Source organism: Micromonospora sp. NPDC049580 (genome assembly GCF_040675595.1).
GTDB lineage: Bacteria > Actinomycetota > Actinomycetes > Mycobacteriales > Micromonosporaceae > Micromonospora.
Window position 1 is genome coordinate 1 of the sequence record NZ_JBFAPG010000284.1, and the last position, 8,366, is coordinate 8,366.

The window sequence follows — 8,366 nt, forward strand, 5'->3', positions numbered from 1 at the left end:
GGGGGGGGGGGGGGGGGGCTCGGGCCCCGGGCGCCCCCCCCCCCCCCGCCGCCCCCCCGGCCCCCCGCGGCCGAGGTGGCGGACGTGGTGGCCGGTCTCGCCTGCCCCGGTGCCGAGCCGACCTGGTTCGGCCTCACGCCCTCGGCCGCCGACCCGGGCCGGTGGGCGCCGACGCCGCTCGGCCCGCACCTCTACGACGGCATCGCGGGCGTGGCGCTGTTCCTGGCCCACGCCGGCCGACTCACCGGTGAACGGCGATTCACCGACCTCGCCGGCCGGGCGGCTGCCGGGCTGGCGGCCCGCGTCCTCGACCAGCGGATTCCCGGTGACCGGATCGGCGCGTTCACCGGCTGGTCGGGCCTGCTCTACACCTTCGGGCACCTCGGGGCGCTGTGGCGGACCGACCGGTACGCGCCGGTGGTCGACGTGGCGTTGGCGCGGATCGTCGGGCTGGCCGCCGGCGAGCAGGCCCTCGACCTGGTCGACGGGTACGCCGGCGCCGTCCTCGCCGTCTCCGGCGCGGGTCTGGACCCCGACCGGGTCGAGCCCGCCCTGCGAGCGGCCGCCGGACGACTTCGCGCCGCCGCCGAGCACTACCCGCACCCGGCCCGTGGGGCCGCCGGCGACCTCCTCGGCGGGCTGTCGCACGGCTCCGCCGGCATCGCCGCCGCGCTGGCCCGCGCCGGGCAGGTGACCGGCGATCCCGCCTACACCGACGCGGCGGCCCGCGTGCTCGCGTACGACCGCAGCCTGTTTCGCCCCGAGCTGGCGAACTGGGCTGACCTGCGCCGGCCGGGGCAGAGCACGGTGACCTGGTGCCACGGCGCCCCCGGGGTGGGGCTGTCGCGGCTGCTGCTGCGCGACGCCCTCGGCCCCGACGAGGCGCTGGACGCGGAGATCGGCACGGCCGTCCGGACGACGCTCGCCACCGGCTTCGGTCGTAACCACGCGCTGTGCCACGGCGACCTCGGCAACCTCGACCTGCTGCTGACGGCCGCCCCCCAGCAGGCGGCGGCGCCCGCGGCGGCGGTCCTGCGCGACGGCCTCAGCGGTGGCTGGCGCTGCGCCAACCCGACAGCGCTCGCCACGCCGGAGCTGATGACCGGCCTGTCGGGGATCGGGCTCGCCCTGCTGCGGCTCGCCGCACCCGAACGGGTGCCGTCGGTTCTCCTGCTGGCGCCACCGGCGGACGCGCGCACCGGCGCGCTCGGCGTTCGGAGGCGACAGTGGGCCGCCTGACCAGCATCCCGGCGTGGTGGCGCCGGCAGCGGGTGCCGCTGGTGATGCAGATGACCGACACCGACTGCGGAGCCGCGTGTCTGGCCATGGTCGCCCGCCGGCACGGCGTACGCGCCTCGCTGGCGCGGGTGCGCGACAAGCTCGACGTCGGCCGCGACGGCGTCACCGCGCGGGCGCTGCTGACCGCGTCCTCCCGGTTCGGGTTGCGGGGCCGCGCGTTCCGCGCCGACGCCGCCCAGGTCGGGGAGCTGCCCCTGCCGGCCGTCGCCCACTGGGAGGACGCCCACTTCGTCGTGGTGGAGCACGTCGGCGTGCGGGGTGTTCGGCTCGTCGACCCGGCGCTCGGGCGTCGGCTGCTCAGCGCCGCCGAGTTCGCCGCCGGCTTCAGCGGCACGGTGCTGACCTTCACCCCCGACCCCGCGGCCGTGCCCGAGCCAGCCGTCTCCCGGCCCGGTCCGGTGGCCCGCTGGCGGCGCGCGCACCCGCTGCTGCGGCCCTTCCTGCCCCGGCTGGGCGCGGCGTTCGGCGTCTCCCTGGTGCTCCAGACCCTGGGACTGGCCCTGCCCCTGGCCACGACGGTTGCCTTCGACCAGATCATGCCGGCCCGGGAGACCGGCCTCATGCCGTACCTGGCGTTGGGCATCGGGGCGCTGGTGCTCACCCAGTTCGGCGTGGCCTACCTGCGCTCCCGGCTCCTGGTCACGTTGCAGGCCAGGGTGGACGCCGCGCTGATGACCCGGCTGTTCGGGCACCTGCTGCGGCTGCCGTACGCGTTCTTCCAGCAGCGGGCCAGCGGCGACCTGATGCAGCGGCTGTCCAGCAGCATCCTGCTGCGCGAACTGGTCACCACCCAGGTCCTGACGGCGGTCATCGACGGTGTGCTGGTGATCGCGTACTTCGGGGTGCTGGTGGCCAGGGACCTCACCTTCGCCGGGCTCGCCGCCGCGATCGGTGTCGTCCAGGTGGCGGCCGTCGCGCTGGTCAACGGCCGACTGCTGCGGCTGAGCCAGCGGCACCTCACCGTGCAGGCCGACGCGGAGAGCGCGTTGATGGAGGCGCTGTCGGGCATCGCGACGGTCAAGTCGATGGGCGCCGAGCGGCAGGTGTACGACGGTTGGCTGCGCCGCTACACCACCGCGCTGGACGCCGACATCGCCCAGAACCGGCTCTCGGCCACGGTCGCCAACATCACCGCGAGCGTCCAACTCGCCGGGCCGCTGGCGCTGCTGTGGCTCGGCACCGGTCGGCTCTTCGAGGGCGCCGGCCTCGGTGCGACCCTGGGCCTGCAGGCGTTGGCGCTGTCCGCGCTCATCCCGTTGGCCTCGCTGGTGAGCAGCGCGCAGGTGCTCCAGTCGGTCGTGTCGCACCTGCAACGCCTGCGGGACGTCTTCGCCGCCCAGCCGGAGCCCGCCGGGGACCCCGACCTGCCCGCGCCCCGCCTCACCGGCCGGATCAGCGTCCGCGACCTGAGCTTCCGCTACGACGGTGGCGCGGCGCCGGTGCTGCGGGAGATCTCCTTCGACGTCGCACCGGGGGAGAAGGTCGCCGTGGTGGGGCCGTCGGGCAGTGGCAAGAGCACCCTGGCCATGCTGCTGACCGGCCTCTACCGGCCCACCGGCGGGGAGATCCTGTTCGACGGGGTGCCCCTGTCGCGCATCGACCCGACCGCTCTGCGCCGCCAGTTCGGGGTGGTGTTGCAGGAGAGCTACCTGTTCCGCGACTCCATCCGGCGCAACATCAGCCTGGTGCATCCGGGTGCCGGCATGCCGGCGATCCGGGCGGCCGCCGAGGCCGCCGCGATCGACGAGGACATCGCGGCGATGCCGATGGGCTACGACACCCAGGTCGCCGAGCGGGGCCAGGCGCTCTCCGGTGGGCAGCGGCAGCGGCTGTCCATCGCGCGGGCCCTGGCGGGGCAGCCCGCCGTGCTCCTGCTGGACGAGGCGACCAGCCACCTCGACGTGGCCACCGAGCGGCGCGTCGACGAGGCGATCTCGGCGATGCGCTGCACCCGGATCGTGGTGGCCCACCGGCTGAGCACCGTCCGTAACGCCGACCAGATTCTCGTCGTCGCCGGTGGCCGGCTCGTGGAGCGCGGACGGCACGACGAGCTGCTGCGTGCCGGGGGCGTGTACGCCGACCTGGTCCGCTGCCAGTTGACCGACGACGAACCCGCCCACGCAGGAGGCGACGCATGGATACCCGTACCGTGACCGAGGCGCCGCAGCGCCCGGTCGTCTCCGCCGACGACCCGGGGCCGTTCCCGGCGCGGCGGATCCTCGTCGCCGCCTGCGGATCCGCGGACGTGCTGACGCTGCCTCAGTCGATCATGGTGATGCGCCACGCGTTGGGACTCGACGTGCGGGTCGTGCTCACTCCCGCCGCTGCCCGCTTCGTCCCGGCTGCTTCGTTCGCCCTCCTGACCGGACGCCCGGCGCTGACCGACGAGGAGGCGACGACCGACGTCGCGCACCTGACCCTGACCGGGTGGGCCGATCTGGTGCTCGTCATGCCCGCCACCGCCAACACCCTGGCCAAGGCGGCCCTGGGAATCGCCGACACCCTGGTCGCCACCTGCGTGCTGGCCGCCGCCGCTCCGGTCGTGCTGGTGCCGTCGATGAACGCGGCGATGTGGCAGCGCCCCGCCGTGCAGCGCAACGTGGCGCGGTTGCGCGCCGACGGGTACGGCGTGGTGCCGCCCGTTCCCGTGCTCGCGCTGAGCACCGGCACCCTCGCGGGCCGGGGGATGCCACCGGTGGAGGCGGTGCTGGAGTGGACCGCCGCCCACCTGCTGGCGCAGGGAGCGGGCCGTGGCTGAGGCACGCTCCGGGTACGGGCCGAGAATCGCCGCGGCGGCCACCGCGCTCGGCGCCGTCCTGCTCGTGGTGGCGGCCACCCCGTTCCTGCGCGCGTACGCCGACCCGGCCACCCACCGACCGGCCGCCGCGATCGGGGTCGACGCCGACCGGGCCGGCTGCGATCCGGAGCTGACCGACCGGATCAGTGGCGCCGGCCTCCACGTCGGCCCGGGGACCGCCGAGCCGTACGTCACCCGCGTCCGGTACGACCTGGTCCCACCGTCGTCCGGGCCGCACTTCGTGGTGCCCGCCCCGACCGTGCGCCGGTTCTATGTCACCCGTGACCGCCCGCCGATCGAGACGCTGGTCCACAACCTGGAACACGGCTACACCGTGCTGTGGTATGTCGAACCGCTCGCCCCCGACCAGATCGAGGCACTGCGGGCGCTGGCCCGGACGTTCGGCGACGACCGCTACGGCGGCAGGTTCGTGGTCGCGCCGTGGGACCTCGACTACGGGGCGTTCCCGGCCGGCCGGCCGCTGGCCCTGTCGCACTGGGGAGCGCAGGCCGGGTACCGGCAGTTCTGCGCCGCGGTCAGCGGCGCGGCCGTGCAGCGGTTCGTCCTGGCGCACCCGCCGCGCGACGCTCCCGAGCCGACCGGCATGTGACGCCGCCGACGGCGCGACGGTGCTGCCCGGCTCTGACCGCTGCACGCGACGGCGGCCGGTCACCTCGGGGTGGCCGACCGCTGTCGTCGTGGCGCGTCAGCCGGCTGCGGCCGTGCCGTAGAACGCGCTCGGATCGCCGGCGAGGGATGCCTTCACGTGGGCGCTCCACTCGTCGGCGAGGACCTCGAGTCGGCCGGCCTCGATGCCGTCGAGGGCGGCGTAGACGACGTCGGCGGGGTCCATCTTGTCGCCGTCGTAGTCGGCCATCATGTCGGTGTCGGCGGCGCCCAGGTGCATCCCGGTCACCAGCGTGCCCTGCGCGGCCAGTTCGAGCCGGACGCCGTTGGTCAGGCTCCACTCGGCCGCCTTGGCGGCGCTGTAGGCGTTCGCCCCGTCGTAGGAGAACCACGACAACGCCGACAGGACGTTGAGGATGGCGCCGCCGCCGTTGGCACCCAGGACCGGGGCGAACGCGCGCACCATGTCGAGGGTGCCGTAGAAGTGCGTGTCCATCTCGGATCGGACCATGCGCAGGTCGCCGGTGACGAGGTTGGTCCGCGTGGTGATTCCGGCGTTGTTGACGAGCAGGGTCACGTCGGAGGCGACCGCTGCGGCGTCCCGCACCGCCTGCGGGTCGGTGATGTCCAGGCGGAGCCTCTCGACGCCGGGGATGTCGATCTGTTCGGGGTCGCGGGCCGTGGCGTACACCTTCGTCGCGCCGCGTTCGAGGAGTTGCCGGGTGAAGTGCCGGCCGATGCCACGGTTGGCGCCGGTGACCAGCGCGATCGAGCCTGAGATCCGCATGATGCCCTCTGCTTGGGTTGGACGAGGATTCGTACGCGACCTACGCTAAAACCTGACGTGGACGTGAGAGACAAGGTTGTGTGGCGGCTGTCACCGCCGTGGGGGAGGGGTCGTGCGGATCGGAGAACTGGCCGCCAGCACGGGTGTGTCGGTGCGCGCCCTGCGCTACTACGAGGAGCAGTCGCTGCTGATCCCCGAACGCAGCGGCGGCGGCCAGCGCCACTACGACGAGAAGGCGCTCGACCGCGTCCAGCTCATCCAGACGCTCTACGCCGCGGGTCTGTCCAGCAGGACGATCCTGGATCTGCTGCCCTGCGTCGACGCGAAGGTCAACACCCCGCAGTCCCGTGCCCTGCTGAACGCCGAACGCGACCGCCTCACCCGACAGATCGACCAACTCGTCCAGGTCCGGGACCGACTCGACGCGGTGATCAGCTCCAGCGAGAGCCCGGCCAGCGGCTGCGCCTATGCGGACGCCGCCCTGCGGTGATCGCCCCCGTGCTCCCCTGGGGGCCGCTCAGCGCGCCCCGACGACGGACTGTCGCACGATCGTGGGCGGGGCGCCGGGAGCGAGGTCGGGGATGCCGTAGCGCTGGTCGAGCACCTGCATGGCGGCGCCGGCGGCGATGACGTCCGCGCCCAGGCTGGACAGGGTCACCGTCGGCGTCAACCAGTCCGCGCGCGGCACGTCCGTGCGGACGGCCCGCTCGACCGCGGCGCGGTAGACCTCCGCGTGGCGCAGCAGATCCGCGCCGGCCAGCACCACGTGGGCGAGGTCGAGGGTCTGGAGCAGGTTGACGACGCCGACGGCGAGGACGCGGGCCGCGCGGGGGACGTCTCCCGCCTCGGTGGCGCGCAGGTGCACGACCTCCAGGCAGCCGTGGCGTCCGCAGACGCAGCGGGGCCCGTCCAGGTCGACGACAGTGTGCCCGAACTCGCCGGCGTTGGTGTGCGCGCCCCGGTGGGCGGCGCCGCCCAGCCGGAAGCCAGCGCCGATGCCGGATTCGACCATGATGAGCGCCGCGTCGCCGAACGTCGCGCCGTGCCGCCACGCCTCGGCGGTGATCCCGGCGGTCACGTCCTTGTCGAGGTGCACCGGCAGGCCCAGGTGCGCCTCGGCCAGCTCACGCAGCGGTACGTCGTGCCAGTGCCGCAGTCCGTGCGCGTCGCGGACCAGCCCGTGCGCGTGGTCGAGTGGGCCGATCATGCCGATGCCCACGCCGGTCAGCCGGCTCCGCAGCTCGGTGCCGGCGGTGATCGCGTCGATGCCGACCCGCAGGACGTCGAGGAGCTGCTCGGGGGTGAAGTCGCCGGGCAGAGGGCTGACCGTGGAGTGGTGCACGGTGCCGGCCAGGTCGACCAGGACCAGTCGCAGTGTGCGTCGGGCGACGTGCGCGCCGATCGCGTACCGGCTGTCGGGGACCAGCTCGTAGACGACCGCCGGCTTGCCGATGCCGGGGCGGCGGACGCCGGCGGAACGGATCAGCCCGTCGGCGGTCAGGCGGGCGATGACCTTGGAGACCGCCTGCGGCGTCAGCCCGGTGGCGTCGACGACCGTCGACCGCTCGAACGTCCGCGCGGTGCGCCCCACGGCCATGACGAGCGCCTGGTTGTATCCGCGCAGGAACGTCACGTCGGCTGTGGTGCGCGTCATCTCACCAGCCTATTACGCAACGCTGTTGCTAAATTCGCTCGGTGAACGGACTGAGCAGAAATCAGCGCCTGGCGGCGTTGGCGGCCCTGGCCCTGGGCGGCGTCGCGGTCGGACTGACGGAGTTCGTGGCGATGGGTCTGCTACCCGAGATGGCACGCGGCCTGCTCCCGCAGGAGTACGCCCGATCGTCGTCGAACGCGGTCGCCCAGGCCGGGTGGATGATCACCGCGTACGCGCTGGGCGTGGTCGTGGGCGCCCCGCTGATCGCCGCGCTCAGCGCGCGCCTGCCGCGCCGCAAGCTCGTCCTCGGGCTGCTCGTCCTCTTCGCCGTCGGCACGATCGCGTCCGCCACGGCCCCGACGTTCGAACTGGTGCTGGTGGCGCGGTTCGTCGCCGCGCTGCCGCACGGCGCGTACTTCGGCGCAGCTGGCCTGCTCGCGGCGACCCTGATGGGCCCCGGCAACGAGGCCCGGGGCTTCGCCACCGTGCTCGGTGGGCTGACCGTGAGCAACGTGGTGGGCGTACCGCTGATCACCCGGCTCGGGCAGGCGGTCGGCTGGCGTGCGGCGTACCTGGTGATCGCCGGGGTTTTCCTGCTCACGCTGCTGGCGGTGCTGGCGGTCGTCCCGGAGGTCGCCGCGGCGGCGGACGGTTCGCCGGCCGCCGAACTGCGCTCCCTGCGGACCCCGCAGGTCTGGCTGGTCGCGGCCACCGGGGCGATCGGCTTCGCCGGGTTCTTCGCGGTCGACTCCTACATCGCGCCGGTCACCACCGACGTCGCCGGCCTCTCCGCCGCGACCGTGCCGTGGGCGCTGGTCGCGGTGGGTCTCGGCATGACCGTCGGCAACGCCCTGGGCGGCTGGCTCGCCGACCGGGACCTCCGCCGCAGCATGATGATCGGCTTCGTCGCCATGATCGTCAGCATCGGTGTGTTCAGCCTCGTCGCGTCGAACCGCGTGGGCCTGTTCGTGGGCGCGTTCCTGGTCGGCGCGACGAGCCTCTACCTCGGTCCGGTCCTGCAGGCACGCCTGATCACGGTCGCCCCCGGCGCCCAACTGATGGGCGCGGCGCTCAACCAGTCCGCCATGAACATCGCCAACAGCCTGGGCGCGGCCCTGGGCAGCGTCGCCATCGCCGCCGGGCTCGGCTACCTCGCGCCGGCCCGGGTGGGCCTGGTCCTGGCCGTCGTCGGGCTGGGCCTG

Annotated in this window: 8 protein-coding genes; 6 read left to right on the top strand and 2 right to left on the bottom strand. The window is 74.2% G+C overall.

The features are described 5' to 3' along the window. Positions 1-84 precede the first annotated feature (84 nt). The 4 genes from AB0J68_RS21190 to AB0J68_RS21205 are packed head-to-tail and all read left to right on the top strand — an operon-like array spanning position 85 to position 4,706. Entirely contained in the window at positions 85-1,239 is a 1,155-nt protein-coding gene (locus AB0J68_RS21190) for a lanthionine synthetase LanC family protein (RefSeq protein WP_363940099.1), read from the top strand. Continuing rightward, positions 1,227-3,452: a peptidase domain-containing ABC transporter gene (locus AB0J68_RS21195; protein WP_363940101.1), complete on the top strand. Its 2,226-nt coding sequence runs from the start codon at positions 1,227-1,229 to the stop codon at positions 3,450-3,452. The genes AB0J68_RS21190 and AB0J68_RS21195 overlap by 13 nt, the downstream gene beginning before the upstream one ends. Then, complete coding sequence (locus AB0J68_RS21200; RefSeq protein ID WP_355066004.1) at positions 3,434-4,057, top strand: flavoprotein; 624 nt, start codon at positions 3,434-3,436, stop codon at positions 4,055-4,057. The genes AB0J68_RS21195 and AB0J68_RS21200 overlap by 19 nt, the downstream gene beginning before the upstream one ends. After that, entirely contained in the window at positions 4,050-4,706 is a 657-nt protein-coding gene (locus AB0J68_RS21205; protein ID WP_355066006.1) for a DUF3105 domain-containing protein, read from the top strand. The genes AB0J68_RS21200 and AB0J68_RS21205 overlap by 8 nt, the downstream gene beginning before the upstream one ends. Before the next feature lie 96 nt (positions 4,707-4,802). Here AB0J68_RS21205 and AB0J68_RS21210 read toward each other — a convergent pair whose 3' ends face one another. Next, on the bottom strand, positions 4,803-5,510 hold the full coding sequence (locus AB0J68_RS21210; protein WP_363940104.1) for an SDR family oxidoreductase: 708 nt from the start codon (positions 5,508-5,510) through the stop codon (positions 4,803-4,805). 112 nt (positions 5,511-5,622) lie between these two features. Between AB0J68_RS21210 and AB0J68_RS21215 the strand changes: the two genes are divergently transcribed. Then, a complete protein-coding gene (locus AB0J68_RS21215; protein WP_354862476.1) occupies positions 5,623-6,000 on the top strand; it encodes a MerR family transcriptional regulator in 378 nt (125 codons plus the stop codon). Between the two features lie 27 nt (positions 6,001-6,027). Here AB0J68_RS21215 and AB0J68_RS21220 read toward each other — a convergent pair whose 3' ends face one another. Further along, positions 6,028-7,164 carry an ROK family protein gene (locus AB0J68_RS21220; RefSeq protein WP_363940106.1) on the bottom strand — a complete coding sequence of 379 codons (1,137 nt, stop codon included), beginning with the start codon at positions 7,162-7,164 and terminating at the stop codon, positions 6,028-6,030. 41 nt (positions 7,165-7,205) lie between these two features. Between AB0J68_RS21220 and AB0J68_RS21225 the strand changes: the two genes are divergently transcribed. Then, on the top strand, positions 7,206-8,366 hold a 1,161-nt coding region (locus AB0J68_RS21225), incomplete at its 3' end, for an MFS transporter (RefSeq protein WP_363940108.1).

Bases quoted from the DNA above. Each gene is read 5' to 3' on its own strand.
- AB0J68_RS21200 (WP_355066004.1), top strand. From the start codon at position 3,434: ATGGATACCCGTACCGTGACCGAGGCGCCGCAGCGCCCGGTCGTCTCC.
- AB0J68_RS21210 (WP_363940104.1), bottom strand. From the start codon at position 5,510: ATGCGGATCTCAGGCTCGATCGCGCTGGTCACCGGCGCCAACCGTGGC.
- AB0J68_RS21220 (WP_363940106.1), bottom strand. From the start codon at position 7,164: ATGACGCGCACCACAGCCGACGTGACGTTCCTGCGCGGATACAACCAG.